This is a genomic window from Amycolatopsis sp. BJA-103 (genome assembly GCF_002849735.1).
GTDB lineage: Bacteria > Actinomycetota > Actinomycetes > Mycobacteriales > Pseudonocardiaceae > Amycolatopsis.
Genome location: NZ_CP017780.1, coordinates 6,664,885 through 6,690,655, shown reverse-complemented (window position 1 = coordinate 6,690,655; position 25,771 = coordinate 6,664,885). Strand labels below are relative to the sequence as shown.

Sequence of the window (25,771 nt, the reverse complement as noted above, 5' to 3'; positions counted from 1 at the left end):
GCTAGGATGGCGCCCATGTCCGAACCGCCGTCCGAACTCACCATCGGAGAGTTGTCGCGGCGCAGTGGTGTCGCCACCTCCGCTCTGCGGTTCTACGAGCGTCAGGGCCTCATCAGCAGCAGGCGTACCAGCGGAAACCAGCGCCGCTACCCTCGCGCCACCCTCCGCTTGGTCGCGTTCATCCGGGCGTCGCACCATCTGGGCATCCCGCTGGAGGTGATCGGTGGCGTGCTCGATTTCCTGCCGGAAGGCGCCGCGCCGGACCACGCGTTCTGGCAGCGCGCCTCCCAATGCTGGAGCGCCGAGCTCAACAAGCGCATCGAGCAGCTGGAGTGCATGCGCGACCGGTTCACCGAATGCATCGGCTGTGGCTGCCTGTCCTTCGAGCAGTGCGTCCTGGTCAACCCCGGCGACGTCCTCGCCGCGAAGGGACCCGGCCCGGCGCGGCTGATCAGCGACTGACCGCGGCCAGTTTCCGTTCCAGCAGCCGTCGTTCGGCACTGTTGCCCGCTCGCCGGATCGCCGCCTCGTACTCCCGCGCCGATTCCGCCCCGCGGCCGACGCGGTGCAGCAGATCGGCGCGGATGGCGTGGTAGAGGTGGTAATCCTCCAGATCGAGGCCGTCGATCGCGTCGAGTGCCGCTTCGGGGCCGTCCACCTCGGCCACCGCGACCGCCCGGTTGAGTGCGACGATCGGCGTCGGGTTCGCCGCCAGCAGCAGGTCGTACAGCCGGACGATCTGCGACCAGTCCGTGCTCCCCGTGTCGGCGGCGTCGCTGTGGACGGCGTTGATCGCCGCTTGGAGCTGGTACGGGCCGGGCTGGTTCCGCCGCAGGCAGGCGCGGACCAGCGTCTGCCCTTCGGTGATCAGCTCCCGGTCCCACCGCGACCGGTCCTGATCCGGCAGCAGGACGACGTCGCCGTCCGCGCCGGTGCGGGCGGCGCGGCGGGACTCGGTGAGCAGCATCAGCGCCAGCAGCCCGGTGGCCTCCGGTTCGTCGGGCATGAGCCCGGTCAGCAGCCTGCCGAGCAGGATCGCCTCGGCGCACAGGTCGTCCCGCACCAGCCGTTCGCCCGAACTGGCCGTGTAGCCCTCGTTGAACACGAGGTAGATCACGGCGAGCACCGACCGCAGCCGGTCCGGCAGGTCGGCGTCACCGGGGACGCGGTACGGGATCTTTGCGTCGCGGATCTTGCCCTTCGCCCGGACCAGCCGTTGCGCCATCGTCGTCTCGGGGACGAAGAACGCGTGCGCGATCTCGCCGGTGGTCAACCCGCCCAGCAGTTTCAACGTCAGCGCGACCTGCGCGGTGACGGCCAGCGCGGGGTGGCAGCAGGTGAAGATGAGCCGCAGCCGGTCGTCACGCACGGGACCCTCCTCCACTGGTTCGTCGCCGGCGTGGATCAGCGCGGCCTGGGCGTGCTTGTCGTCGCGCGCGGCTTCCCGGCGCAACCTGTCGATGCCCTTGTTGCGGGCGGTCGTGATGATCCAGCCGGCCGGACTCGGCGGCAGACCGGTGGACGGCCATCGGTCCACCGCCGCGGCGAAGGCGTCCTGTACCGCTTCTTCGGCGATGTCGATGCTGCCGAAGACGCGGACCAGGACGGCGACCGCGCGGCCGTACTCCTCGGTGAAGACCCGGCCGATGTCTTCGGTGGTCAGGGGACGCATGAAGGGTCTTCCTCGCCCTGGAACGGCCGGACCTCGATCGGCAGGCCGGTGATCTCGGCGATCCGGCCACCCCAGCCGAGCGCGGCGTCCAGATCCGGCGCCTCGACGATGGTGAACCCGCCGAGATGCTCCTTGCCCTCGACGTACGGGCCGTCGGTCATCACGATGTCGCCGCTTTCCTTGGCGCGCAGGACGGTCGCCGTGGTCGGCGGGTGCAGGCCCGCAGCGAACACCCAGGCGCCCGCGGCCTGCATCTCCTCGTTGAGCGCCTGCAGCTTGCGGGCGATCGGCTCGAGGAACTCCGGCGGCGGGGTGGGGCCGTCGGGCTGGTAGAGGCTGATCAGGTACTGGGTCATGGCGTCCTCCTCGTGCGAAGCGGCTTGTCATTCCCTATACGAAGGGCGCCTCGCCGATTCGACAGTAGCGCCGAGATCTTTCCTCGTTTCTTCTCGCCGCGCACATCGGCGCAGGTCAACCCTGGTCGGCGTCAGCGACTTCGCGCAGGAGCCGTCGTGTCTCGGCGTGAAGGCGCTCGGCCTCGTCATGATCGACCTCGTCGAGGGGGAGTCGTTTGTCGCGCTGATACGCGCTCAAGGGTGCTTCGGGCCGGTTCCGGATGAGGTCGAGCATCGGCAGGATCGCTTTCTCGGGGGGTGTGCCCAGGAGTTTCGCGAGGACGCCGACCATCGCCCGCGAGGTCCTGCCGAGCGCGCCCTGGTGACTCGTACGGACGAATCCCGGGTTGTAGAGCACGTACCGCACCTTTTCGGAGGCGAGCAGGCGCGCGGACAACAGGCCCATCCGGCGGCTCTGCAGATTCGCCGACTTCCAGGTGAAGCCCCGGGAAAGCTGGAAATCGTCCCACCGGATGGCGTCCTTCGGCGCGCCGGGGACGGTGGTGTCGAGGATCAGCGGCCGCTCGGCCGCGCCGAGCACCTCTTGGAGCTCCGACGCGAAGACGTGCCTGCTCAGGTAGTACAGCGCGAACGTGTGCTCGAAGCCTTCACTGGTCAACTGCCGGTCTCGGTGGACGTACGCGGCGCCCAGCACCAGCGTGTCGACGACGGGGAAGCGTTCGGCGATCTCCCGGGTGGCGCGGAAGTTCTCGGACACCTCGCGCAGGTCGGCCCGGATGAAATGCGCGTCGCCCGTCAGTTCGCGGAATTTCGCCTCGCTGCGGCCGACCACGACGACGGTGTGGCCTTCGCGCAGTCTGTCGGCGGCCAGCGCGCGGCCGAGGCCGTCGGTTCCCCCGGTGATCACGATCGTGGACATGGTCTCCTCCAGTTCCGGAACACGTGTTCCGGAACATCACCGTATCCGAAACAGGGGTTCCGGAACAGGTAGGATCCCGCCATGACCACTTCGCGGCGTCAACGCTGGGACGCGGCGCGAAACCGGGCGCAACTGCTGGAGGCCGCGCGCGAGTGCTTCGCCGAACGCGGTCTCGCCACCGACGTCCGGGAGATCGCGCGCCGGGCCGACGTCGGCGTCGCCACCCTGTACCGGCACTTCCCCGCCAAGGACGACCTGGTCAGGGCGGTCCTGGAGGACGACGTCGCCGAATGGGAGGCCGTCTCCGAGACCGCGAAAGCGGCCGAAGACGCCTGGGAGGGGATCAGCCTCGTCGTCGAGCGGACGCTGGCGATGATGGCCCGGCACCGGGCGTTCCTCGACGGGCTCACCGTCACTGAAGGCGCTCTCGACGCCTGTCGCGCGCACCTCGCCGAGAGTCTCGACGGCCTCGTCGAACGCGCGCGCCGTCAGGGACGGCTGCGGGACGGCATCACTTCCGCGGACATCGGCCTGCAGATCCTCGCGCTCGGCCGGATCGTCGAACTGACCGCCGGACAGGGCGACGACGTCTGGCGCAAGCACGCGGCGCTCGTCCTCGGTGCGCTCGAAGCCTGACTGGTACTGCCGGACCCAGGCTGAACAGACCGTGTCATCTCCGGGCGGGGCCCGGTTTCCTGGACTCAGAACGCGAGAACGAGTCCACTTAGGAGATACGAAGATGACGAACTCCCCGGCACGGCACGCGAACAGGGTCGCCGTCGTCACCGGCGCGTCCAGCGGGATCGGCGAGGCGACCGCGCGGCGGCTCGCCGCCTCCGGCGCGGCGGTCGCGCTCGTCGCCCGCCGCACGGACCGGTTGGAAACGCTCGCCAAGGAGATCGACCAGGACGGCGGTACCGCGCTCGTCCTCGCGGCCGACGTCGCCGACGCCGAGGCGATGCGGGCCGCTGCGGCCGAGGTCGAAGCGAAACTGGGGCGCGCGGACCTGCTGTTCAACAACGCCGGCGTGATGCTGGCCGCGCCGATCGACGAACTCGCGACCGGCGACTGGCAGCGCATGATCGACGTCAACATGACGGGCCTGATGAACGCGATCGGCGCGTTCGTCCCGCACCTGGTCGCTTCGGCGGCCGAAAAAGGTGTCGCCGATCTGGTGAACACGTCGTCCATCGGCGCTCAGGGCGTCTTCCCGTCCTTCGCCGTCTACGCCGCTTCGAAGGCGTACGTGACGCACCTGTCGAGGAACCTTCGTGCCGACCTCGGCCCGAAGAGCGTGCGGGTCGCGGCGATCGAGCCCGGTCTGGTCGAGACGGAACTGCAGGGGCACGTCACCGACGCCGGCGCGCTGGAGTGGCTCGACGGCATGCGCGACACGCTGACCTGGCTGAAGGCGGACGACATCGCCGAGACCGTGGCGTTCCTGACCTCGCTCCCGGCGCGGGTGAACCTCCAGCAGGTCACCATCGTGCCCACGTCGCAGGCCTGAGCCGCGTTCAGGGGAACAGGATCCGGGCGATCGCGCGGGCGGCGGTGTCCGGATCCTCGAGGTGCTCGGCCCGCAGCGCGCCGGTGAGCCACAGGTTCGCGAAGCCGTGCATCAGCGACCACGCGGCGACTCCCGCCATCGCGTCGTCGCTGACCGCCGACGCGCCGCTGGTCAGCAGGCCACCCGCGCGGTCACGGGCGGTGGCCAGCGCTGGATCGTCCTCGCGATGGAGTTCGGGGCGGAACATCACCTCGAAATGCGCGCGATGCTCGATCGCGAAGCGCACGTAAGCCACTCCGACCTCGACGAAGCCGCGCTCGCCTTCGGCCGCGAGTGCGTCCGCGAGCAGCCCGAATCCTTCGGCGGCCAGCGCGGTGAGCACCCCGGCCTTGTCGCCGAAGTGGTGCACCGGCCCGGCGTGCGAGACCCCCGCGCGCCGGGCGAGGTCGCGGAGGCTGATCCCGGCCGGGCCGTGTTCGGTGATGGCCGCGACGGCGGCGTCGAGCACGGCCCGCCGGAGGTCGCCGTGGTGGTACGGACTCATGAGGATGAATCTAGTCATTGACAAGATGGCCCGCAACGGCGCATCTTGTCAGTGGAAAGTTTCGCTGCTCGGAGGGCATGCTCATGGATCCCGGTCTGGTACCCGTACTGATGCTGGTCGCTGTCACGGCGACGTTGTTCCTGCTGGGGGCCGTCGGCGTCCAGCGGCTGAAGCCCTGGCCGGTGGCCGTGCGCGGCGGCGTCGCGGCACTGTTCGTCACGACCGGGCTCGCGCATTTCATCGGCATGCGCGAGGAGCTCATCGCGATGGTGCCGCCCGCGTTGCCCGCGCCGGGGTTGCTGGTCACCGTCACCGGTGTCCTCGAACTGGCGGGAGCCGCGGGAGTGCTGTGGTCGCGCACGGCGCCATGGGCCGCCGCCGGACTGACTCTCCTGCTGTTGGGGATGTTCCCGGCGAACGTCCACAAGGCGTTGAACGGGCCGGTGACGTCGGTGATGGACGAACTGGCGCCGAGGAGCCTGATGCAGGTGGTCTTCCTGGCCGCGACGGTGTCCCTGGTGGTGTATTACGCGCGTACGCCGAACAGACCCTTTGCCCAAAGGAGACCTTAAGTCTTTCCCAAGTCCGGGCTCCGGTCCCGAGAACGGCCCTACCATCTGAGAATGAAGATCTCATTGTGGATCGGATTCTGTGGGCTGTGCATCCTCGCCGGGCACATGCTTCTCGGCGCTGTCGGTCTCGTATTGCTGATGAGCTGCCTCCCGGCGGGGCGCGACCACGAATCCGGTGACAGGGCGGGAAAAGCGCCCGCGCGACTGGCCTGAGGGAAACCCTCAGCCCAAGGTGCTCGCGAAAGCGAGCGCGCCCAGAACCGGGACGGTGATCGCCGTGAGCAAAACCGTCTTCCGGCTCGGTTTGGGACTTTCCAGTAATACGCGGATACCGGCTGGGACCAACGCGACACAAAGCCCGGCGGTACCGATGATCGACACGATTTCGGTACCCTTCAGCACGCCGAGCGGCAGAAGTCCCATCGTCGCCAACCCGATCGACTGGACGACGCCGAGCACTTTCGCGCGATAGGCGGCGAAAGCGAGTACGTACCAGCCGAACATGATGGTGAACGACAGGAAACTGAACAGATGCAGATCCTGGTACGACTCACTGACCACGCTTTCGGCGAAACCGGCGCCGCGCCGCTCGGCGAGCCCCAGTGCGGCCTGGTCGATCCCGGCGTGGAAAGTGCGCTCGAAGAGTCCTATTAGGACGAACAGGCCGCCCCAGGCGGCCAGTGCGGGCTTGGTCCGGCCGATCTTCGTGGCGAGCGCGAGGATCGCGGGCCACAGCAGGACGTTGCCCGCCAGGAAACACGTGTAGGCGGCGGTCATCAGCGCCGGATGGTCGCTCATCGCCCTGAGCTGGTCGGGGAAGAAGAAGTTGAAGCGTGACCGCAACAGCGTTCCGGTGAGTAGCAGGACCGGGCCGAGGACCATCGAGACCGCGGTGACGCGGCGGCCGGGGAAGACGTAGTCGGTTTCCATGGTGGTGAGCCTGCCGCGTGGGGGTGTGTGCTCGGATCGGCTCGTGGTCTGTTGTTCGGGCTCAGACCGTGGGTGGACTCTTGGGTGGGCGTGGCCGGTTTTCGGCGATGGCGGAGTCGGCTGGTGGTGTGACTCGCCGCCACGTCAGAACCCGGGTCGGCAGCTGTTTTTCGGCAATGGGCGGTCCGTAGGTAGGGCGGCTGCGACTGCGCAACTGGCCGCGTTGGTGCCTGGGTGGCCGTTTTTCGGTGACGGTGCTCGGAATGGTGGGGGTTCCGTTGGAGGAGCGGATCATGGCTGGGTGGCTCGCGGCGTTGGGGCGGGAGCGATAGCCGGTTTTCGGCAATGACGTGGTTTGGGTGGCAGTTCGGTAGGTAGGGCGGCTCGCGACTGCGCAACTGGCCGCGTTGGTGCCTGGGGGTGGCCGTTTTTCGGCGATGGGGTTTAGAACGGTGGTGGTTCTTCGGTTTTTGGGCGGGGTTCGTGTAGTGGCGGTGGGATGCTGTCGTAGCTCTGCCCGGTCGGGGTGGTGATGGTGAAGGTGCCGTCGGACGCGAGGTGGTAGATCCAGCCGGGTTCGTCTTTCAGCCGGTGATCGCGGCGGCAGAGGTCGATGAGGTCGGCGGCGTCGGTATGCCCGCCGAACTCCCACGGCACCGAGTGGTCGAGATCGCAGGCCTGAGCGGGGCGGTGACAGCCCGGTCTTCGGCACTCGCGATCCCGCACCCGGACGAACTCGCCCTGGCCCGCCGACGGCCGGTACCGGTCCCGGCCCAGGTCTAGAACCTGCCCGGACAGTGGGTCGGTGATGATCCGCCGCAGCACCGTGTCCGCCCCGGTCGCGATCTCCCGCGCCAACGTGGCGGGAAGATGCCCGTGCCCGGCCAGTTCCGCCGGATCGTCGTTCACCCCGAGATAGGTGAACAAATCCATATAGAGAAACACCTCCGCCCGTTCACTTTTCCCACCCTGACCACCCAGCAGGAGATCAAGGGCGATATCGGCACGGAGTTGGTCGAGGGTGCGGGTCTCGTCGCCGGTCTTCAACGCCCTCGCTTCGCGGTCGATGCGGGTGTAGGCGGCGGTGACTTTTTCGACGGGGCCGTCTTCGACTTCGATCGACGCCACGCCTGTCTCGCCGTGGCGGACCGCTAACCGGCGGCCTTCACGATGCCGCTCGGCACGCCTGTCGGCGCCTTCGCGGTCGACTGTGAGTGCCGCATGGCTCGCCGCTTTCCGGATCTGCCCGGAGTTCTTGTCCGGCAGCCGATCCTCCAGGAGGGCGTCGGCGGCGAGGGCGTTGTCGTCGGATAGCCACGCGGTGGCGGCGGCGACTTTCAGCGCCCCGAAACCATCCACTTTTCCCTGGTCCATCAACCCCAGTGTGCGGGGCAGGCGGGTGGTCAACGCTTCGGCCGCGGCGACCATCGCACCCGCATGATTGTCCACAAGAGACAACGCGAACGCGACCTCCTGGGTGACACTGCGGGCGCCGTCGCGATGCCGGTTCAGCTGCGCCAGGGCCCGGAACCGGACCGCTTCCAGTCGTGCGATCCCCGCTGACGCGGCTTGGGCGACAGCGACGGAATCGTTGTCGTCCAAGGAATCGACAGCAGCGTTGACCGACTCCAACAGGCCCGGGTCGGCGAGTTTCTCGAGGAGTGCCACAGGTGTGGCTTTGCAGGTGTCCACCTGATCAACATACGACCGGCCACCGACAGTTTCCGATCATACGACCACGGCAACCCGTTGCCGAATTCCGGCAATGCGTTCCCGGCAGCCGAAACCCCGACCGCCGAGAACGCCACAAAGCCCCTACATCACGTCCCGCACGACCATCCGTTCCGAAGCCCGCTCGATCGCCGCTTCCACGGCACCGACCCGGTCCGCCAGCAGACCCATCGCGCCGACCGACGCCGCCTGGGTGTTGTCCAGCAAACCGACAAGAAGCGTTGGTGGAAAACGAAATTCGGATCGGCCGCCGACGGCTTGCAGCCACGCAACCCGTTGCCGATTTCCGGCAACAGAACTTTCTCGGCAGCCGAAGCCCGGCTGCCGAGAAAGCGATCATCGCCGAATTCCGGAAACACCCCCCGTTCGCTCAGTAAGTGTCGAGAGCGACCGCGATGTCACCGATCGGCAGCGGGAAGTCGCCGACCTTGGTCGCCGCCCCGGTCAGCAGGTTGACGGTGTAGAACGTCGACGGCGACGACGCGGCGGCCGGGTTGAGTACGGCGAACGCGCTCACCGAGGTCGTCTTGCCGTTGGTCAGCTCGCTGAAGATGTCGAAGCCCGCGATCGGGCCGGCGTTGACGCCGAGCGCCCCGGTGGGGCTGAGGAGCCCGTTGTTGGCCGGTGCCTGGATGAGCACCTGGTCGGTGGCCGTGCCGATGTCGAACAACGTGGTGGCGGTGTCGGGGTTGAGGTCGTTGTTCGTGTAGGCGGCGGCCGTGACCCCGGAGGTTCTCCCCGAGATGGGCGGTGTGGTCAGGGCGGTGTCCTCGATCGTGCTGTGGGCGGCGAGGTTGTGCCGCAGGTTCTGGCCGTTGTCGCTGATCACCCGGAGCCGGTCGGCGGCCGGGTTGAAGTCGACGCCGAAGTCCTTGCCGTACAGCGGAATACTCAGTTGTGACACCTTCGTGAGAACGACGTCGGGTGTCTTCGGCGGGGTCGAGATCGTGTAGATACAGCCCTTGTTCCCCACCCCGTACAGCACGCCGTCCTGTACCCGGAAGTCGATCCCGATCAGGGAGGTCTCCCCGCAGGTGAGTCCCTGCACGAGCCGGACCCAGCCGAGCACATTCGGCGTGGCGGTGTCGAAGTAGGCCATCAGTTTGCCGTCCGACGAAATCGCGAACACAGGCAGCCCGGCCGCTTGCGCCGAACTCGCGCCCGCGGTGCCGGCGACCAGCGACGCCGCGACGGTCACCGTGGTGGCCACCGCGATCAGAGCCTTCTTGAGTCTTGCCCTCATCCGTACTCCCCTCAACCGGAACAGTGCGCCCCAAGCTATTCGGCGGCACTGGACGGCCATTGGACGTCGATTGGACCCGGCGTCCGGCGGATTGCGGGTGCCGGGAACCGGGGGAACAGTAGGGGGACAACGGATTCAGGGGGAGCGATGACGCTCAAGAAGATGCTCGCCGGTTCGGTGGTCCTGTGCGCCGGGCTCACGTTCGTCGCCACCGGCGAGGCGGACGCGGCCAGGCAATGCGCCTCCGGCGTCAAGATCATCAAGCCGGTGGTGCTCGAGGATCCCGGGAGGTGGACCTACACGTTCGACCTTTCCTGGTGCGCGGACGGCGGGACGATCGTCTGGGCCGAGCCGTCGGTGGCGGCGCGGGTGCACAGTCCGGCCTGCCGCTGGGTCGGCCGGATCGAGGAATCGCTGGGCAAGACACCGGACGGCCCGGTCTGGAAGGCGTTCGACATGAGCGAGTTCTCCTGCCAGGACGGCAAAGGCAAGGAAAACGGCGTCAATCCGTGGGTCGTCGTCACCTTCGACCCGTCGGGCGGATACGACAGCCAAAGCGCCATCGCCGCCGCGTGATTCAGGCGCGGAGGATCGCTTCGACGGCGGCGGACGCCCGTCGTCGAAGCGCGCGGTAGCCGGCCCGCTCGGCGAGGGTGAGCGCCTGGCGGGCCTGGCCGAGGTCACCGGTGGCGACGGCGAGCCCGATGAGCGCGTCGACCTCGGGGTACCGGTCGCCGGTTTCCCGCAGCAGGGCCAGCGCCTGCCGATAGTGGCGGACGGCGTCCCGTCGGTGCCCGACGCGGTGATGCACGCTCGCGAGCGCGACGAGCGCTTCGCCTTCGCCTCGCGGTTCGCGGGTCTCGTGCGCCAGCCGGAGTCCGTCGCGCGCGTGGGCGAGCGCGTCGGCCGGACGGCCGAGATCGCAGTACGCCGACGCGAGCCTGCCGAGCGTTTCCGCCTCCCCGGCGCGGTTCCCGGCCTCGCGGTGCAGCGCGAGGGCCTCGGAAAGCAGCCCGGCCGCCTCGCCTGCGTTGCCGCGAGCGTGCTGCACCTGCCCGAGATTGCTCAGGTTGATCGCTTCCCCGTAGCGCGAACCGATCCGGCGATACCGGCGCAAGGCCTGGGCGTAGTGCCCGGCCGCCCTGGGCAGGTCGCCCATCTCCCAGTGGACGAGCCCCAGATTGCCCAGCGCCACGGCTTCCCCGGCGGGCCTGCCCGCCCGCCTGCTCAGCTCCAGTCCCCGGGAGAACCGCACCGCGGCGGCCGGAAGCCGTCCGGCCTGCCAGTACGCGCAACCGAGGTTGCCCAGCACCGCGGCCTGCGCCTCCACCCAGCCCGCCCGCCTGGCGAGCACGAGCGCGCCGGCGTAATGCCGGACGGCCTCCCGGTATCGCCCCTGTCGGAAACTCAGGTCGGCCAGGCTGAACCGGGCGGACGCGCGGGCGCGGGGATCGCCGTCCTGTTCGGCGGCGGACGACGCGGCCGCGGCGGCCGCCCGCCATTCCACCTGGCGCAACGACATCCAGAAATAGCCGCGCAGGGCGTCGGCCAGCAGCCAGGCCACCGGAAGCGGCCCGACCCGCGCGGCGTCCTCGGCGACGGCGACGAGGTTGCCCAGCTCGGTCTCCAGCCATTCCGCCGCGTTCTCCTTCGCGGCGGCGGGGATCGGGCCGTCGGGCACGGACAGCGGAAGACGGAACATGTGCGGGTACACCAGCTTCGCCGCGTTGTCGACGGCACGCAGGTACCACTCGTGCAACCGGGCGCGGGCGGAGCCGATCTCGGCCGGGGACTCCCGCGACTCCAGGCGATCGGCGGCATAACGCCGGAGCAGGTCGTGGAAGTGGTACCGATCCGGCGCGTGCTGCTCGACCAGATGCGCGGCCGCGAGCGCGTCCAGCATCGGGCCCGCCCGTTCCGCATCGGCGAGGACCTCCACCGCCTCGACGCCGATGTCGTTGCCCGGCACCAGGCTCAGCAGCCGGAACACCCTGCTCGTCTCCGCGGGCAAGGCCCGGTAGGAGAGGTCGAAGGCGGTCCGGACGGCGATCTGCTCGTCACCCGGCACCGTGAGCGCGGCGAGCAGATTGCCTTTGCGCAACTCGACGGCGTAATCCTCGATGCCGTTCCCCGGAGTGTCGGCGAGGTTGGCCGCGGCGATCCGCAGGGCCAGCGGCAGATACGCGCACGACTCGGCCACCTCGGCCGCGGCCTCGCGTTCGGCCCGGATCCAGTCGGCGCCGAGCACCTGCGAGAGCAGTTCCAGCGCCTCGGCGGGATCGAGCATGCCGAGGGTGAGCCGCCGGGCGCCGTGGAGGGCGACCAGACCGGCCATCCGGTCGCGGGCGGTCACCAGCACCAGGCAGCCGGGACCGGCGGGCAGCAGCGGCCGGACCTGGTCCACGCGATCGACGTTGTCCAGCAGTACCAAGGCTTTCCGGTCGGTCATCAGCGTCCGGTACAGCGCGGACGCGGTCTCCGTGTCCGCGGGCAGGCGTTCGGCGGGGATCTCCAGCGCGGCCAGGAACCGGGTGAGCACTTCGAGCGCCGTCGCGGGCGGACCGGGCGAATGGCCGCGCAAATTCGCGTAGAACTGCCCGTCGGGGAACCGGTCCTTCACGCGATGCGCCCAGTGCACGGCGAGCGCGGTCTTCCCGGCGCCCGCGGTGCCGGTGATGGCCGCGAGCGCCACCGCACCGCCGAAACCGCCCGCCCTCGGCACCAGCTCGTCCAAAATGGACAGTTCGGTCGCCCGGCCGGTGAACCCGGGTGGTTCGGCGGGCAGTTGCCGTGGGACGCGGGCGGTGGGGCGCTGGCTCTCGGCCGGGTGCTGTTCCCCGTCGTCGAGCAGGGCGGCGTGCGCCGCGACGAGTTCGGGTCCCGGCTCGACACCCAGCTCCTCGACGAGCCGCTCGCGAACCTCCTGGTAGAGCCCGAAAGCCGTCGCCCGCTGGCCGGCGCCGTGATACGCGCGGATCAACCGGGCCTGGGCAGGTTCGTCCAACGGCTGGTCCGCGGCGGCTTCGACCAGTTCGGTCAGCACCTCGTCGGCGGCACCGATGGCGAGCATGGCGTCGCCGTACCTGGCGAGCAGCGCACGGCGTTCCGCGACCAGGGCCATCACCTTCGGATGTGGTGCGAGCAAAGGGACATCGGCCAGCGGTTTGCCCCGCCACCAGCGCAGGGCCTCGCCGAACAGGGCCGCGGCACGGCCCGTCTCGCCGTCGCGCTGGGCGTCGTTCGCCTCGGCGACGAGCCCGCGGACGTGGGGCAAATCGATCTCGACGGCGTCCCAGCGCAGCGCGTACCCGCCGCCGACATGCGGCAGGATCTCGCTCCCGGACCGGGAAGGACGGCCGGGTTCCAGCAGCCGCCGCAGATGTTTTACGTGCGTCTGGAGGACGTTCACCGCACTGCGCGGCGGCCGTTCGCCCCAGAGCGCGTCCACGAGGTCCTGCTTGGACATCGCTTCGCCGCCGGCGAGCACGAGCAACCCCAGGACGGCGCGGCGGCCTGGCGGGCCGAGGTCGACTTCCGCCCCGTCGAGCCACACGCGCAGCGAACCCAGCACCTGGATCCGCACTGCCGTCGGCGCCATCGGCAGGAACGTAGCGAGCCCTCCCGCGCCGCACAAGGACGAACCGCGGAAAGGGCCCCGCTGCGCCCGGCTTTGGGGCCGCTCAGGCTAACGCGGTTCGGCGGGCAGGAGGTCGTGACCGTTCCAGGTGAACCGCGCCGTGGTGACCGCGTCGTCGCCGTCGCCGCCGGTGATGAGCTGGTGGATCCCGACACCGCCGAGTTCGGCGTAGGTGCACCACTCGTGGTCCGACGTCAGCATCAGATCGAGGTCGAGCGCGGACAGCAGTCCGAACACCTGCCCCCGGTTGGTGGTGTCGACGCCGACGAACACCTCGTCGAGCAGGATCACCCTCGGCGCCTCGGGCGCGGCCTGGTAGTGCGCGGCGACGGCGGCGAACAGCGGCAGGTGCAGCGCGATCGCCTTCTCCCCACCGGAAAGCGCGCCGTGCAGCTTCTTGGTCAGCAGCTGCCAGCCCGCCCCGTTGGCACGGTCCACCTTGACCACGAACCGGTGCCAGGACGTGTAGTCGAAGACCTGCGCGAGCTGCTGTTCCCAGCTGGTCGCCGTGTCGTCCGCCTTCGCCTGTTCGACGCGCTCGCGGAAGAACTTGTGCAGGGACACGCGATCTTCGGCGGTCAGCTGGTCCGGATCCTTCAGCAGCAGATCCCGTGCGGTCTTGGTGCCCGGCGGCAGATCGGGGGAGACCTGCCAGACCAGCCGGACGGCGACCCTCGACGCGGTCCGCACCCGTTCCAGGCGCGCGTTCATCCCGTCGACGAGGTCGTTGGCCTGCCGGATGCGGGCCGCGAGATGGCGCCGGGTGTCACCGGTCAGCGTCTTGTCGAACAGGTCGCTCTCGCGGCCGGTGATCTCGTGCCTGCTCTGTTCCGCTTCCGCGTAAAGGATCTTCAGCAGTTCGGCCGCGCCGACCCGCAGCCCGTCGACGACGGCGGTGAAGATCTGGACGTCCTCGTCGGTCTCCAGATCGAGTTCCGCCCGCGTGCTGAGCGTGTTCCGGCAGGTGTGCACGGCCTCGGAAAGCCGGTGCAGCGCCTCGCCGAGGTTGCTCGGCGCGTGCGGCACGGACGGCCACGCCGCGGCCACCAGCCGGGCCGTGTCGAGTGCCGCCCGCACCCCTTCGGAGGCGGACAGGGTGGCCTGGAACTTCGGCAGGTCCTCGATCCCGCCGTCCGCGGGGAAGACCCCGGTGGCGAGCTTCCGGAACCGGAGCGCGGCGGCGTCCTGCTTCTTGGCGGCGTCCTCGCGGGCCCTCGCGTCGGTCGTGCGCCGGACGCCGAGCGCGCCCAAGGACACGGCCAGGTCCTTGGCGTCGGCGTTCGCCGCGCGGAGTTCGTCGGCGAGTCCGCGCAGTTTCGTGCGCAGGCCGTCGATTTCGGCGAGCACCTCGCGCTGGCCGGTGCCGACGGATCCCTCGATCGCTTCGAGCATCGCGGTGAGCTTGGTGCGTTCGGCCTCCGCCTCGACAGCCTCGTCCTCGCGCCGGGCGGCGTTCGCCTCCGAACGGGCCGCCTGGTCGGCGAACGTTTCGGCCCGCTGGGTCGCCGCGAGCAGGTTCCCGTGCTCGTACAGCCAGTTCTCGCCCTGGTCGGAGTAGGTGCGCAGGGCCGTGGCGAGCGCGGTCAGCGGGGCGCGTTCGGTCGGCAGCCCGCCGTCGGAAGCCTGGCCGGTCAGCTCGTGCAGGGCGGTCTTGGCCTCGATCTCCAGCGCGGAGACGGTCGTTTCCCGGTGCCGGACGGCGGAGTCGGCGGCGGTCAGGTCGGCCTCGGCCGTGGTCGATTCCCCGGTCGCGGCAAGGAGATCTTCGTGACCGGGGCGGGCGGCGCGTTCGATCTTGATCAGCTCGCGCCTGCCCCGCAGCGCGGCCAATTCGCCTTCCAGCTCGGCGATGATCTTCTCGCGGCCGGAAATCTCGTCCCGCAGCCCGGCGATCCGGCGTTCCCTGGCGCGCAGGCGGGCGGAGGAACCGATGTAGGCCGGGGCTTCCTTCGCCCAGCTGCCCGACAGGCTGCCCATCCGCCAGCTGCCGTCCGCGCCGATCGCGGCGGGACCCGCGGGCAGCGTGTCGTCGAAGGCGATCACTTCCAGCACCCGCCGGATCTTCGCCGGGGCGACCCCGGCGTCGGGTTCCGGTACGAAGACGTCGGCGAGCGAGCGGGGAGCCACCGGCAGTGTCCCGGTCTCCGCGAGCACGTCGTGGCCGTCGACGACACCGTGGGAGTTCACCCAGGCATCCAGCAGTCCGGCGCCTTCGAGCGCGGCTTCGATCCCGGCGTGCGTGTCCGCCGGGACGGAGCCGGCGAAATCGACCAGCCGCCACAGCGGGGCGCCGCTCATCTCGGTCCGGTCCGCCGTCCGGGTGCGCGGCGACTCGGGAGTGAGGACGTCCTCCGATTCGAGCACGCCCGCCTCGACGAGCAGTTCGTCGTGCTCGATACGCGCGGTCGCCAGCGCGGCACCGGTCGCCGCCTCCTGCCGGACGATGTCCTCCAGCACGGTCTCGGCGACCGTGCTGATCCTGCCCAGCAGCGCGACTTCCGCTTCGGCCTCCCGCACGAGCGCTTCGACGTCGGGGAAGCGCAGCTCACGGCAGCCGATCGCCCATTCGGCGAGCCGGGTGCGCAGATCGCTCAGCGCGAGTTCGCGGGTCGCCGTCGTGAGGTCCAGTTTCTCCTGCGCGGCCGAGAAATCCGACCTCGCCCGGTCCAGCTCCGCCTCGGCCTGGTGACGGCGGCCGACGGCGCGTTCGTGTTTGTCCATCGCCCGGCCGACGGTCTCGACCTGGTCGCGTTTGCCGCGGACGGCGGCCTGCAACAGCGGACGGAGCCGGACCGGTTCGCCCTGCTTGCCGGAGTCGTCCAGCCCGGCGACGAGTTCGTCGTGCACCCCGGCCAGGTTGGCGCGGGTCGCGGCGGCCCGGACCTCGGCCTCCTGCGAGCGGACGAGATCGGCCTGCCGCTTCACGACCTGTCGTGCCCCTCGAGCTCTCTCCTCGTCGGCGTCCGCCTCGGCACGGAGCCGGTCCGCGTCCGCGCGGAGCGTTCCCGCCTGGTCCCGCGCGGCAAACGCGCGCTGCCGCAGCTTGTCGAGCTCCTGGCCCTTTTGGTACGACTCGGAATCGGTCAGCCCGGAGACGCGGGCTTCGGTCTCTTCGACGTCCTTTTCGAGCTTCGCCGCCCGCTCCTCGGCCGCCGCCTTGCTCGCGGCGACCTCGTCGTACTCCTCGGCCGAACGGCGGGCGGCCGCGGCGAGCCCGTCGAGTTCGGCGGTCGCGGCGATGAGGTTCGCGGCGCCCGCGCGCAGGACACGCTGCGCGTAGGTCTTCTGCCGCGCGGCGAGCGCGCGGGTCGCGTCGACCTCGGTCTCCAGCGAGCCCAGCTTTTCGCGTTGCGCGTCGAGCCGCTCGAAACCCTCGGCGAGGTCCGCGATCTCCTGCTGTCCCAACGGCGGGAGCGCGCGGGAGAGCAGGTTGGACAGCAGGCTCGGGTCGAGCCGCTGAGAGAGTTTGGGCATCCGCAGCTGGAGGAGCGCGGTGATCAGCGCGTCGTACCGCTGCTCGCTCAAGGTGGGGAACAGCTTCGCGCGGATCTCGGTGCGGTACTCGGCCGCGCCGGGGTGCACGGTCCCGTGGTCGCCGAGGGCCTCCTCCAGCGCGTTCTTGGTGAGCGGCTGGCCCGCCTCGTTGACCAGCGGCAGCCCGTCGCCGACGCGCTGGCCGGTGGTGAAGAAGTCGGCGTGCACCGTGCTGGTGTGGGTGCTCGCCTGCAGCCGCGCGCCGCAGGTGAACCACTGGTCCTCGCCCTTGCGGAATTCGAGCCACACGTACCCGACGCGGGTGGCGCTGGAAGCGCCCTCGCCCATCAGGTTCCAGTGCATGCTGCGCTCGCTGGTGCCGAAGGTCGACAGCCGGTTGGCGCGCAGGCTCGCGTCGAACAGGAACGGGAGCAGCAGCTCCAGCGCCTTGGACTTCCCGCTCCCGTTGGGGCCGCGCAGCAGCAGGCGCCCGTCGTGGAACTCGAAGATCTCGTCGTAGTAGCGCCAGATGTTGAGGATGCCCGCGCGGGACGGGATCCACCTCGTCACGGTCACGTCGCCTCCTCGTTCCGTCCGGTGTACCTCGCGGCGGCCGGGAGTGGCCGGACGAGTTCGGCTTCGGTACGGACGAGCCCGAAGCCGGTCAGCACCGCGAGCGCGTCCACGGTCAGCCGCCGCACGCCGTCCTTGCCCCGGTAGGTCTTGGCCCAGCGCGGGAACCGTTTCAGCAGCTTGGCGGTGGCGTTGCGCAGGTAGTCGGTCGTCCGCGGCTCGTCCAGCGCGTCGAGCAGCAGGAGCGCGGCGACCTTGGCGTTGCTGCCGTCGTCCGGGAACCGCTCGTCGGTGGCCAGCCCGTCGACGTCGACGAGCAGCACGCCCTCCGCGCGTTCTTCGAGGACGAATCCGCCCTGTTCCGCGGCGCGGCGCAGCAGTTGGCGCCCGGTCGGCGACCCGAGGTACGCGCGCTCCTCCGCGGTCAGTTCGGCGAAGTACAGCACCGGATCGTCGACGAGACGGCGGAAGACCGCGTGGCGGAGCCACAGGTTCCGCTGGACGTCGGAAGCGTTCGGCGTGTCCTCGTGGCGTCCCGACGAGAGCCCGTAGCGCTGCTCGTAGGATACCGCGTCCAGCAGTTCCTCGAACCGCAGCGCGACGTCGTCGGCGGGCACCGCCAGCTGCGACGGCCCGACCGGGGCGGCGAGCAGCCGCAGCAGCAGGGTCGCGTCGACCCGGAACAGCACCTTCGCCGTCGTTTCGTCCACAAAGGACTCGGCGTCGCCGTCGGCCGTTTCGAGGACGCCGAAGGACTCCAGCTGCTTCAGGACGTCCACGAACGCGAGACGCTCGGCCCGGGAGGCGACGTCGAAGGTGGTGACGAGGTCGTCGGCGGCACTCGCCCGGCCGACGCGGTCGGCGAGCAGACCGATCGTGGTCACCGGCACCGTGAGCAGTTCGGCCGCCACCACGCACAGCAGGACGTAGCGGCGCCGGTCGAAGGCCGCGCGCCCGGACCGCAGCCGTCGCGCCGGGCGGGTCGGGTCGGCGGAGGCGCGGACCTTGACCAGCCGGGCGTACCCGAGCCGGGGTTCGACGGTGAGCGTCCAGCCGCAGTAGTAGTCGAACCACTGCCGGATGGGCTCGCGGCGGCGCCGGATGAGGTCGAAGGTCTCGGGGGAGCCGCGTTCGCCGATCAGCGGTTTGGCCAGCAGCGCCCGGATCCCGCGCGCGACCTCCTCGCGTTCCGCGATGACCAGTTGGTTCGTCAGGCTCACGCACTGCCTCCGGCCGTGCTGATCTCGATTTCGTAGTCGGGGCCGCGGAAGACGCCGCTCGTGGTGGTCAGACGGGCCACCGCGCCGTTGCGCGCCTGCCGCAGGATGATCTCGATCTGGCCGTCGGACGTCGTGCACCGCCGGGCGCCGGTCGCGTCGGGGCCGCTACCGAGTGCCTGGCCCAGCAGATCCAGCAGCCGCTCGAAGACGGTGTGGTCCAGCTTCTCGAACGCGGAAAGCCGTACGACCCCACCGGTGTCGAGCATGTTCCACGCCGCCTCGAGTTCGGCGCGTTCGGCGATCGCCTGCCGGACCCGTGCCGCCCGGATCGCGGTGACGTCGCGGACCCGCCCGGTCTTGGTGAACCGCTCGGTGCGGCCCGCCGACCGGAGCAGCTCCGACACCTCGACCGGCGGCGCGTCGAGCCACGACGCCGTCGTGCTGACCACTTCCGGGTCCGCGTGGGCCAGATGCGCGTGCCGCGCGGAACTGAGGCCGAACATCGTGGACCACAGGCGGTGCAGGTCCTCCTGCGCGGGGACGACGGTGAACCACCGCGCCAGCTCACGGAAATCGGCGACCGCGCTGCTCGCGCGCCGCCGCGACTCGGTGATCCGGTCCAGGACCTGCAGGAGGGTGATGATCGCCCGCCGCGCGACCTGGTGGAGGTCCTCGACCCGCGGCGAGGACCCGTTTTCGGGAAGGAACCACGCGCGAAGCCCGTCCCAGCGAGCCTGACGGAGCTCCAGCCAGCGCGGATCCGGGTTCTGCAGGGACGCGCCGTTGAGCGCCCGCCGGTGCATGCGCTCGACGCCGTGGTCGTCGATCTCCTTGATGCGGGTGGAGATGGTGTGGGTGTGGTGTTCGAGGTCGTTCAGGAACTCCTGCAGGTACGCGACCGTGGCCGCCTTGACCTCGTGGAACGTCGCGAGATCGGCCTCGGCGCGCAGGAGGCGCTGGAGCTCGCCGTTGAACCGCTTCGTGGTGTCGCGGAACGTCTCAAGGTGGCCCTCGACCTCGGCGAGCGTGCTGAACACGCGCCTGTCGGTGCCGTCTTCCAGCTGCCTGACGAGCTCACCGAGCCGATCGCCCAGTGCTTCGAGCGTGGCCGTCTGCAGCGCGCCCGTCGCGTTGAGCACTTCGTTCGCGCGGAGGAGCCCCGCGTACGCCGCTTCGCCCTGCCGGGTGAGCGCGTACTGAAGATTGCGCCGCTCGTACTCGGACGCCGTCCGGTAGTCACCGGCGTGGTTCTGGACGGTGTCGAGCTGACCCTGGGTCCGGAGCTGATCCAGTGCTTTGACCAGGTCGTCGTCGTCCAGCGTCTCGAGCCAGCCGACCTCTCGCAGCCTGGTGCGGAGATCGTCGATGCCGAGGGCCGTCTCGAGCCGCTCGTTCGCCTCTCCGAAGGCATGCAGGATCGCCAGGGGGAGCCCGGACCTGCTGCCGTCGGTGAAACGGAACATTTCGGGCGGTACACGGATCGGATCCATGTGTCCTCCGGCGGATGGTGCGTGGGGCTACACGTTAGGGGGTCACCCAGGCGAGTCCGAACGGCCCATCTTTTTCACGCTGAGTACTCACGTTGTGCAAAGCCACTTGCCGGGCTTCACGCAGGGTGAGACGCACGGAGGACGTAAGCGTTCCGTCACACTTGGACGGGGATGACAGGGAGGGTGCGGCACGTTGTACTGGGTGTCAACGACCAGAGGAGATCAACAGTGACGGAAAAGGCTGTTCTCGCGGGCGGCTGCTTCTGGGGTATGCAGGATCTGTTCCGCCGGCACCCCGGAGTCGTCTCCACCAGGGTCGGCTACACCGGCGGCGACGTGCCGAACGCGACCTACCGCAACCACGGCTCGCACGCCGAAGGCATCGAGATCGTCTTCGACCCGGCGCAGCTCTCGTATCGTCAGGTCCTGGAGTTCTTCTTCCAGATCCACGACCCGACGACGCGCGACCGTCAGGGCAACGACCTCGGCGCCAGCTACCGATCGGCGATCTACTACACCGACGACACGCAGAAGCAGGTCGCCGAGGCGACGATCGCGGACGTCGACGCCTCCGGCAAGTGGCCGGGCAAGGTCGTCACCGAGGTGACCCAGGCCGGCGACTTCTGGGAAGCCGAGCCTGAACACCAGGACTACCTGGAGCGCATCCCGAACGGCTACACCTGCCACTACGTGCGGCCGGAATGGCAGCTGGGCGAGCGCTGATCGTCGCGCTGCACGTGTCCGTGCATGGCTGAAGGGGACTTTCCCCGCATGTGATGTGGGTAAAGCGCCCTTCACCGCGTGAAACGCGGGGAAAGTCCCCTTCAGCCCCACGCGGACCTAGGGCCCGAACTTCCGGCGCAGGACACTAGGCCCGGTGGAGATCTCCTAGGCCCGCTTTGATCTGTTCCGGCGTCATGCCGGTTCGCCGCTGGTGGACGTACTGTGCCGCCGCCAAGGGCGCGAGCAGCGCGTCCGCCCGGAAGTGCGCGTCGACGTCGGGCTCGATTTCGCCGATCAACGCGACCAGGTGACTGTGGTGCAGCCGGTACGCGCCGGTCACGAACCGCGCCATCGGCGTCTCCGTCTCCGCGACCATCAGTAGCTGTCCGTGTGTCTCGAGCCTCTCGACGTAAGCGTTCATGAAGGCCCCGAGACGTTCTTCCGGCGGCGCTCCGGGCCCCAATGGCGGCGGCCCGCCGATGAACGCTTCCTGGAACTCGGGCTCGTTCTCGTCGAGGAGTGCCTGCGCCAACGCGCCCTTGTCCGGAAACCGCCGGTAGACGGTCCCGATCCCGACGCCCGCTTCCGCCGCGACCTGGTTTCAGCGCCTTGACCAGCAGATCTTCCTTGCCGACGTCCTCTCACGGGACAGCGGCGCGGCGATGTCGGTCGGGTTCGGGCGCTATGGGAAGGGCGAGAAGAACCCTTGGAAGATGACCTACGACGAGGCGCTGGTCATCACTTCCGGCGTCTTCACCGTCGAGGGACCATCCGGCTCGGTAACAGCGCGGGCCGGCGAGGTGGACTACTTGCGAGCCGGAACCGAGGTGGTCTATGCGGCCGATGAGGACACCGAGCTGGTGTACGTCACCTATCCACACTGGTTGGCCGCGACGGAATCGTCCGCTGAAGCGCATCGCCTCGACGACTTCCACGTGGCCTGATACTCGAGAAAGGAAAGAACCCGGGCCGTGGGGGGACGGCCCGGGTTCTGGTCGGGAAGGTCAGGCGGCCGTGCCCGGCTTGGGCAGCTGCTGCTTGGCCGGGGTGTTCTGGTAGGACGCCAGCTGCCATGCGCCGTCACGCTTGACGACGGTCCACGAAGCACGGATCGACTGCGAGTCCGCGACCTCGGTTTCGCCGGGGCCGAGGACGCCGCCCTGAGTGATCAGCACACCGGAGTCCGGGGTGAAGAAACGGATCTCCAGCGGACGGCCGGTGACCTGGGTGCCCTTGTAGTTGCCCGCGAAGGACTCCACGAGGAACGACCGGATCTCGTCGCGGCCCTTCTTGTAGACGCCGGGCAGGATCATCGTGCCGTCTTCGGTGAAGACGCCGGCGAAGGAGTCGGCGTCGTGGTAAGCCCACGCGGCGATGACCTTCTGGGTCAGTGCTGCGATCGCGGCCTGGTCGGCGGCCGTCCCGGTTTCGGTCGTGGTCATCGAGGATCCTCCTAGATGTAGAGCGTGTTGGGCTCGAGCCCGCAGAGCACGCGTCCGTACAGTTCGGCGTTGGTGTTGGGGTGCATCAGCGCGTGGAGGTTGACCGCGGCGACGTCGCGGGCGATGCGCTGGATCGGGATGCCGTGGTAGATCGAGGAACCGCCGGAGGCCGTGGCCAGAATGTCGATGGACTCCTTGGCGAGACGGACCACCGCGCCGAGGTCGGCCCGCGCGATAGCGCGCTCCTCGAGCTTCCACGGCGAGCCGTCGGTGATCTTCGTGTCGACCAAAGTGGACAGTCGGTGTGCGTGGAACTGCGCCTCGTCGATCTTCATCGCCGACTCGGCCACCTGGTGGTGCGTGATCGGGGCCTCGCGCTGTGATTCGTAGGCGGTGTAAGTGATCTTCCGGTCCGGGAGCCGCTTGAGGAAGCTGTCCTGAGCCGACTTCGCCATGCCCACCAGCGTGCCGACCGACGAAGCCGCGGCGACCGGCAGCAGCGGCGACCGGTAGATCGAACCTGCCGCGCCGCCCTGCCCCTCCAGCACCGCGGGCAGCGGGAGCACGCGCTCGGCCGGGATGAAGACGTCCTGCGCCACCGTCGAAACACTGCCGGTGCCGCGCAGGCCCGCGGTGTCCCAGTCGTCCACGACGAGCAGATCCGAAATCGGCACCAGCGCCATGATCGGGTACGGCTCCCCTTCGGGTGGCACGAGGATCGCGATGATCTCCTGCCACTGCGCGTGGAGCGCCCCGCTGATGAAGCCCCACTTGCCGTTCACGACGACGCCACCGTCGACCGGCGCGGCCATCGCGGACGGGCTGAGCGTGCCGCAGATGCGGACGTCGGGGGTGGAGAACACCTCGTCCTGCACCGCTTCCGGGAACTGGCAAGCCATCCAGGTCGGGATCCAGTACACCGAGGCCACCCACGAAGTGGAGCCATCGGCGCGGCCGATCTCCGTGGCGACGTCGACCAGGGTGCGGGCGTCGGCCTCATAGCCGCCGTAACGCTTCGGGCGGCGCAGCTTGAACACGCCCGCCTCGGCGAGCGCCTCGATGGACTCGTCGTGCACCCGTCGGTTCTGCTCGGACCAGTTCGCGTGTTTCTTCAGTACGGGAGCCAGTTCGGCCGCGCGGCGAACCAGTTCCTCCCGCGTCGGAACATCGGTGCTCGACACCTTGACCTCCTAGATTGTCGACGGATTTGAGCTTTCCAGCGGGATCGGGGAAACGCGTCTCCTCACTTGCCGACTGGTCACGCCGCGGCACGTTCGGAGGTGCGTTCCGGAAATTCACCACGTTCTGGTCTTCGCGGCGGGCGAACCAGGCGGCCAGCGGTGGCCATCGCGGTCGAGACCGGCGCCATGATCACCAGCATCGTGTCGGCGGTGCCGCCGCCGTCGTCGTTTCCGTTGCCCAGCAGGATGATCGTCCATGACCGGGATCGCGATCAGTCCTATGTAGACGCTCAGTACGTGGATCCTGGTCCGCGGCTTCACGTCGGCCATACGACTCCGATCAGGGTTCGGTGAGGTTCGCGATCGGCGGCGGCGATCCTGAGTACGTCGAGGCGTCTCCAGGATCGGGTGGCACGCGGGGGAGCGCCGACTCGCCGATGTGGTCACGCGGGAAGCGGTCGCGCTCGCTTGCCTGACCAAAGCTAACAATGGCGGGTCGAGATCCACTCAAGGAATCCGGCTCAATGACCTGCCGGTGGGACAGGCGGCGGCAACGGCCGTCATTCCACATCGGATCGCTTGCCCGCCTTGGCGGGGCCAGAACACGGCCGGCCGTGAGTAGAGTTTGCGGGCGTTGACGCGGAACCCGGTGATGTCGGTGACCCATTTTCTGGTTCGGAGCTGTGGCGGTGAACTGCCTGCTCAGGATGTTGTCGGCGACCTTGCCGACCTCGCCCTGGCAGGAGACATAGCGCCGCCTCCGGCGGATCGGGCAGGCCAGACCTAGTTCACGCATCAGCTTGAGCACGGTCTTCTTCGCGATCCGCCACCCGGCTTCGCGCAGCGCGCGGTGCACGATGCGATTTCCCCGGCGCCTGTTCTACTTTCGCCGCTGTTCCTGCATCCTCAGGGCACGCAATTTTCCAGATAGGCGTTTCCGCCCGCAGCCGCTCGTTCTCCCGGCGCAATATTTCGAGCTCGGTTTCCCCGCTCGCCCCCTGAGCATCGGGCTTGGGCGGGCGGCCCCGGCGTTTCGGACGGAGCCCGTCCTCGCCCTCGTCGCGGTAGGTCCGCACCCACGCCTCGATCAGCTTGGGCGAGGACAGACCGAACTCACGAGCCAGGTCGAGCTCGGTCGCACCAGCGAGGAACCGCTGCACCACCCCGAGCTTGAACTCGAAAGAAAACGATCGCTTGGCTGGCTTGCTCACCGAGGCCGCGCTCCCTCGAAGCCGCCACCGATCAGGCAACTCACCGACAGCCCACGGTCAACGAACTATCCCCACGCACGCAACTGCTCCCCGGAAGCCAGAACTGAATTCTCAGTCCCACTCCCGGGGAGTAGTTCACCTTGCGCTAGACGCAAGGAAGGGGGCCTTCATGTACTTCGGTAAACCGCGGGCATGATACCTGTCATGACTAGAATCGCCCGTCGCATGTACGAGCTCCTGGAGCCGATCTGCCTGGTCACCTACCTCGCCGACGAGTGCAACGAGGAGCTGGCCGCGCTCGGCCACCGCACCTACTGGGACGGCTACTTCGCCAGCCGTGCCGCACCGCTGGGGTGGGTGCCGGCGCAGGTTGTGCACGCGGCCTTTTACAGCTTCGCCGAGGGGGAGGCCGCGCGGCACGTCCCGAGCGCGTGGGAGACGATCCCGCCCGAGGCGTCGGTCGCCGCGCGGGAGCGGGGGAGCGCGGCTTCGCTGCGGCGGATCCTTGGTGACGAGTTGGCCGGCTCCCCTGGCCTGGTGCGTGCCGCCGACCTGGCCACCAAGGCCGCGACGAGCGCGCCTATGGAGGGTCGGGTGGTGTACGCCGGAATGCGTGCACTGCCGGTGCCGGGCGATCCGGTCGCCCGGCTGTGGCATTCCGCGACCATGCTGCGTGAGCACCGCTGTGACGGGCACGTCGCTGCTCTGGTCGGCGCGCGCATCGGCGGCACGGAGGCCCACGTGCTCTCCGCGCTGGAGATGGGCATTCACCCGCCGGAGTCGTTCGGGCGCATCCATCACCTGCCCAAGGAGCGGCTGGCCGCGGTCATGGATGGCTTGCGTGAGCGCGGGCTCGTCGACACCGACGGCCGGTTCACCGACTCTGGCCGCGCGACCAAGCAGCGCGTCGAAGACCTCACCGACGAGCTTGCCGCCCCGCCGTACGATGCCCTGTCTTCCGCCGAGCTCGACGAGCTGATCGCCGAGCTCGAACCCATCACCGCGACGCTGGTGGCCACGGGGTCGCAGTGACGAGCAGTGAAGTTGCCCCGCGCTACGACCGCACACAGCAGACATCGCCGCCGCGGCTCTCCCTCGCCGACGTACTGATCATTCTTGGCCGGCTCGTGCGGCAACAGTTCTGATGTCAACGGAATCATCCCGGCCGGGGTGGGTCGTGCATCTTCGGACAACGAGCGCGTAGCAAATTGTCGGCGACCGCCGGCATCTTGTTGCTTTTAACCGATAGCGACTCACCTTTCGCGACCTCGAACGCATCACTCACAGCACCTGACCAGGCACCCCACGTTGGCATTTATAGAAGGCGTTGACGCGCCTTCGACCGT

At 69.2% G+C, this 25,771-nt stretch carries 26 protein-coding genes; 9 read left to right on the top strand and 17 right to left on the bottom strand.

Going from position 1 to position 25,771, the window contains the following annotated elements; translation table 11 throughout:
* Nucleotides 1-15: 15 nt before the first annotated feature.
* A complete protein-coding gene (gene soxR / locus BKN51_RS29515; RefSeq protein ID WP_101610744.1) occupies nt 16-462 on the top strand; it encodes a redox-sensitive transcriptional activator SoxR in 447 nt (148 codons plus the stop codon).
* Here soxR and BKN51_RS29510 read toward each other — a convergent pair.
* The 3 genes from BKN51_RS29510 to BKN51_RS29500 all read right to left on the bottom strand — a co-directional run bounded on the left by BKN51_RS29510 (nt 452) and on the right by BKN51_RS29500 (nt 2,947).
* A complete protein-coding gene (locus BKN51_RS29510) occupies nt 452-1,672 on the bottom strand; it encodes an RNA polymerase sigma factor (protein ID WP_101610743.1) in 1,221 nt (406 codons plus the stop codon). The two genes, soxR and BKN51_RS29510, sit on opposite strands and share 11 nt — an antisense overlap.
* Nucleotides 1,660-2,028, bottom strand: coding sequence for a YciI family protein (locus BKN51_RS29505; protein WP_101610742.1), 369 nt, complete (start codon nt 2,026-2,028; stop codon nt 1,660-1,662). Before BKN51_RS29505 ends, BKN51_RS29510 begins: the two co-directional genes overlap by 13 nt.
* Before the next feature lie 115 nt (nt 2,029-2,143).
* A complete protein-coding gene (locus tag BKN51_RS29500; protein ID WP_101610741.1) occupies nt 2,144-2,947 on the bottom strand; it encodes an SDR family NAD(P)-dependent oxidoreductase in 804 nt (267 codons plus the stop codon).
* Between the two features lie 81 nt (nt 2,948-3,028).
* On the opposite strand from BKN51_RS29500, the gene BKN51_RS29495 reads away from it, so the two are divergent.
* Nucleotides 3,029-3,583: a TetR/AcrR family transcriptional regulator gene (locus tag BKN51_RS29495; protein ID WP_101610740.1), complete on the top strand. Its 555-nt coding sequence runs from the start codon at nt 3,029-3,031 to the stop codon at nt 3,581-3,583.
* Between the two features lie 103 nt (nt 3,584-3,686).
* Nucleotides 3,687-4,454, top strand: a complete 768-nt coding sequence (locus tag BKN51_RS29490) for an SDR family oxidoreductase (RefSeq protein ID WP_101610739.1) — start codon at nt 3,687-3,689, stop codon at nt 4,452-4,454.
* Between the two features lie 7 nt (nt 4,455-4,461).
* Here the strand turns inward: BKN51_RS29490 and BKN51_RS29485 are convergent, their stop codons facing one another.
* Nucleotides 4,462-4,998 (bottom strand): TetR/AcrR family transcriptional regulator, encoded by a 537-nt coding sequence (locus BKN51_RS29485; protein ID WP_101610738.1) that lies wholly within the window; start codon nt 4,996-4,998, stop codon nt 4,462-4,464.
* Between the two features lie 77 nt (nt 4,999-5,075).
* Here BKN51_RS29485 and BKN51_RS29480 point away from each other — a divergent pair, with 77 nt between their 5' ends.
* Both BKN51_RS29480 and BKN51_RS43330 read left to right on the top strand, forming a co-directional pair.
* The gene (locus BKN51_RS29480; protein ID WP_101610737.1) at nt 5,076-5,570 is read left to right on the top strand and encodes a DoxX family protein; all 495 of its coding nucleotides are present in this window, start codon (nt 5,076-5,078) and stop codon (nt 5,568-5,570) included.
* A gap of 51 nt (nt 5,571-5,621) precedes the next feature.
* The gene (locus BKN51_RS43330) at nt 5,622-5,783 is read left to right on the top strand and encodes a hypothetical protein (protein WP_158255717.1); all 162 of its coding nucleotides are present in this window, start codon (nt 5,622-5,624) and stop codon (nt 5,781-5,783) included.
* Nucleotides 5,784-5,792: 9 nt separating this feature from the next.
* On the opposite strand, the gene BKN51_RS29475 is transcribed toward BKN51_RS43330, so the two are convergent.
* The 4 genes from BKN51_RS29475 to BKN51_RS29465 all read right to left on the bottom strand — a co-directional run bounded on the left by BKN51_RS29475 (nt 5,793) and on the right by BKN51_RS29465 (nt 9,474).
* On the bottom strand, nt 5,793-6,500 hold the full coding sequence (locus BKN51_RS29475; RefSeq protein WP_101610736.1) for a hypothetical protein: 708 nt from the start codon (nt 6,498-6,500) through the stop codon (nt 5,793-5,795).
* A gap of 444 nt (nt 6,501-6,944) precedes the next feature.
* Entirely contained in the window at nt 6,945-8,168 is a 1,224-nt protein-coding gene (locus BKN51_RS29470; protein WP_233223023.1) for an HNH endonuclease signature motif containing protein, read from the bottom strand.
* Between the two features lie 147 nt (nt 8,169-8,315).
* Complete coding sequence (locus BKN51_RS44735) at nt 8,316-8,438, bottom strand: hypothetical protein (RefSeq protein ID WP_255414830.1); 123 nt, start codon at nt 8,436-8,438, stop codon at nt 8,316-8,318.
* A 163-nt stretch (nt 8,439-8,601) separates the two neighbouring features.
* Nucleotides 8,602-9,474 carry a DUF4394 domain-containing protein gene (locus BKN51_RS29465; protein WP_174720462.1) on the bottom strand — a complete coding sequence of 291 codons (873 nt, stop codon included), beginning with the start codon at nt 9,472-9,474 and terminating at the stop codon, nt 8,602-8,604.
* Nucleotides 9,475-9,621: 147 nt separating this feature from the next.
* Between BKN51_RS29465 and BKN51_RS29460 the strand changes: the two genes are divergently transcribed.
* On the top strand, nt 9,622-10,050 hold the full coding sequence (locus BKN51_RS29460) for a hypothetical protein (RefSeq protein WP_101610735.1): 429 nt from the start codon (nt 9,622-9,624) through the stop codon (nt 10,048-10,050).
* A 1-nt stretch (nt 10,051) separates the two neighbouring features.
* On the opposite strand, the gene BKN51_RS29455 is transcribed toward BKN51_RS29460, so the two are convergent.
* From BKN51_RS29455 to BKN51_RS29440, 4 genes are all read right to left on the bottom strand, one after another.
* A complete protein-coding gene (locus BKN51_RS29455; protein WP_233222944.1) occupies nt 10,052-13,072 on the bottom strand; it encodes an AfsR/SARP family transcriptional regulator in 3,021 nt (1,006 codons plus the stop codon).
* Between the two features lie 87 nt (nt 13,073-13,159).
* Complete coding sequence (locus tag BKN51_RS29450; protein ID WP_101610734.1) at nt 13,160-17,161, bottom strand: TIGR02680 family protein; 4,002 nt, start codon at nt 17,159-17,161, stop codon at nt 13,160-13,162.
* Nucleotides 17,158-18,378: a TIGR02678 family protein gene (locus BKN51_RS29445; RefSeq protein ID WP_101610733.1), complete on the bottom strand. Its 1,221-nt coding sequence runs from the start codon at nt 18,376-18,378 to the stop codon at nt 17,158-17,160. The genes BKN51_RS29450 and BKN51_RS29445 overlap by 4 nt, the downstream gene beginning before the upstream one ends.
* Nucleotides 18,375-19,868, bottom strand: coding sequence for a TIGR02677 family protein (locus tag BKN51_RS29440; RefSeq protein ID WP_101610732.1), 1,494 nt, complete (start codon nt 19,866-19,868; stop codon nt 18,375-18,377). The genes BKN51_RS29445 and BKN51_RS29440 overlap by 4 nt, the downstream gene beginning before the upstream one ends.
* A 228-nt stretch (nt 19,869-20,096) precedes the next feature.
* Here BKN51_RS29440 and msrA point away from each other — a divergent pair, with 228 nt between their 5' ends.
* Complete coding sequence (gene msrA, locus BKN51_RS29435; protein WP_101610731.1) at nt 20,097-20,591, top strand: peptide-methionine (S)-S-oxide reductase MsrA; 495 nt, start codon at nt 20,097-20,099, stop codon at nt 20,589-20,591.
* Nucleotides 20,592-20,736: 145 nt separating this feature from the next.
* Here msrA and BKN51_RS29430 read toward each other — a convergent pair whose 3' ends face one another.
* Nucleotides 20,737-21,123 carry a hypothetical protein gene (locus BKN51_RS29430; protein ID WP_233222945.1) on the bottom strand — a complete coding sequence of 129 codons (387 nt, stop codon included), beginning with the start codon at nt 21,121-21,123 and terminating at the stop codon, nt 20,737-20,739.
* A 37-nt stretch (nt 21,124-21,160) separates the two neighbouring features.
* Between BKN51_RS29430 and BKN51_RS29425 the strand changes: the two genes are divergently transcribed.
* The gene (locus BKN51_RS29425; protein WP_101610729.1) at nt 21,161-21,535 is read left to right on the top strand and encodes a cupin; all 375 of its coding nucleotides are present in this window, start codon (nt 21,161-21,163) and stop codon (nt 21,533-21,535) included.
* 60 nt (nt 21,536-21,595) lie between these two features.
* Here the strand turns inward: BKN51_RS29425 and BKN51_RS29420 are convergent, their stop codons facing one another.
* The 4 genes from BKN51_RS29420 to BKN51_RS29405 form a co-directional block, all read right to left on the bottom strand.
* Nucleotides 21,596-22,033: an SgcJ/EcaC family oxidoreductase gene (locus BKN51_RS29420; protein ID WP_101610728.1), complete on the bottom strand. Its 438-nt coding sequence runs from the start codon at nt 22,031-22,033 to the stop codon at nt 21,596-21,598.
* Between the two features lie 11 nt (nt 22,034-22,044).
* The gene (locus BKN51_RS29415; RefSeq protein ID WP_101610727.1) at nt 22,045-23,214 is read right to left on the bottom strand and encodes an acyl-CoA dehydrogenase family protein; all 1,170 of its coding nucleotides are present in this window, start codon (nt 23,212-23,214) and stop codon (nt 22,045-22,047) included.
* A 340-nt stretch (nt 23,215-23,554) separates the two neighbouring features.
* Nucleotides 23,555-24,070, bottom strand: coding sequence for an IS3 family transposase (locus BKN51_RS43325; RefSeq protein WP_158255718.1), 516 nt, complete (start codon nt 24,068-24,070; stop codon nt 23,555-23,557).
* Nucleotides 24,003-24,425: a helix-turn-helix domain-containing protein gene (locus BKN51_RS29405; protein ID WP_158255719.1), complete on the bottom strand. Its 423-nt coding sequence runs from the start codon at nt 24,423-24,425 to the stop codon at nt 24,003-24,005. The genes BKN51_RS43325 and BKN51_RS29405 overlap by 68 nt, the downstream gene beginning before the upstream one ends.
* Before the next feature lie 204 nt (nt 24,426-24,629).
* On the opposite strand from BKN51_RS29405, the gene BKN51_RS29400 reads away from it, so the two are divergent.
* Nucleotides 24,630-25,457 carry an SCO6745 family protein gene (locus tag BKN51_RS29400; RefSeq protein ID WP_101613526.1) on the top strand — a complete coding sequence of 276 codons (828 nt, stop codon included), beginning with the start codon at nt 24,630-24,632 and terminating at the stop codon, nt 25,455-25,457.
* Nucleotides 25,458-25,771 lie beyond the last annotated feature (314 nt).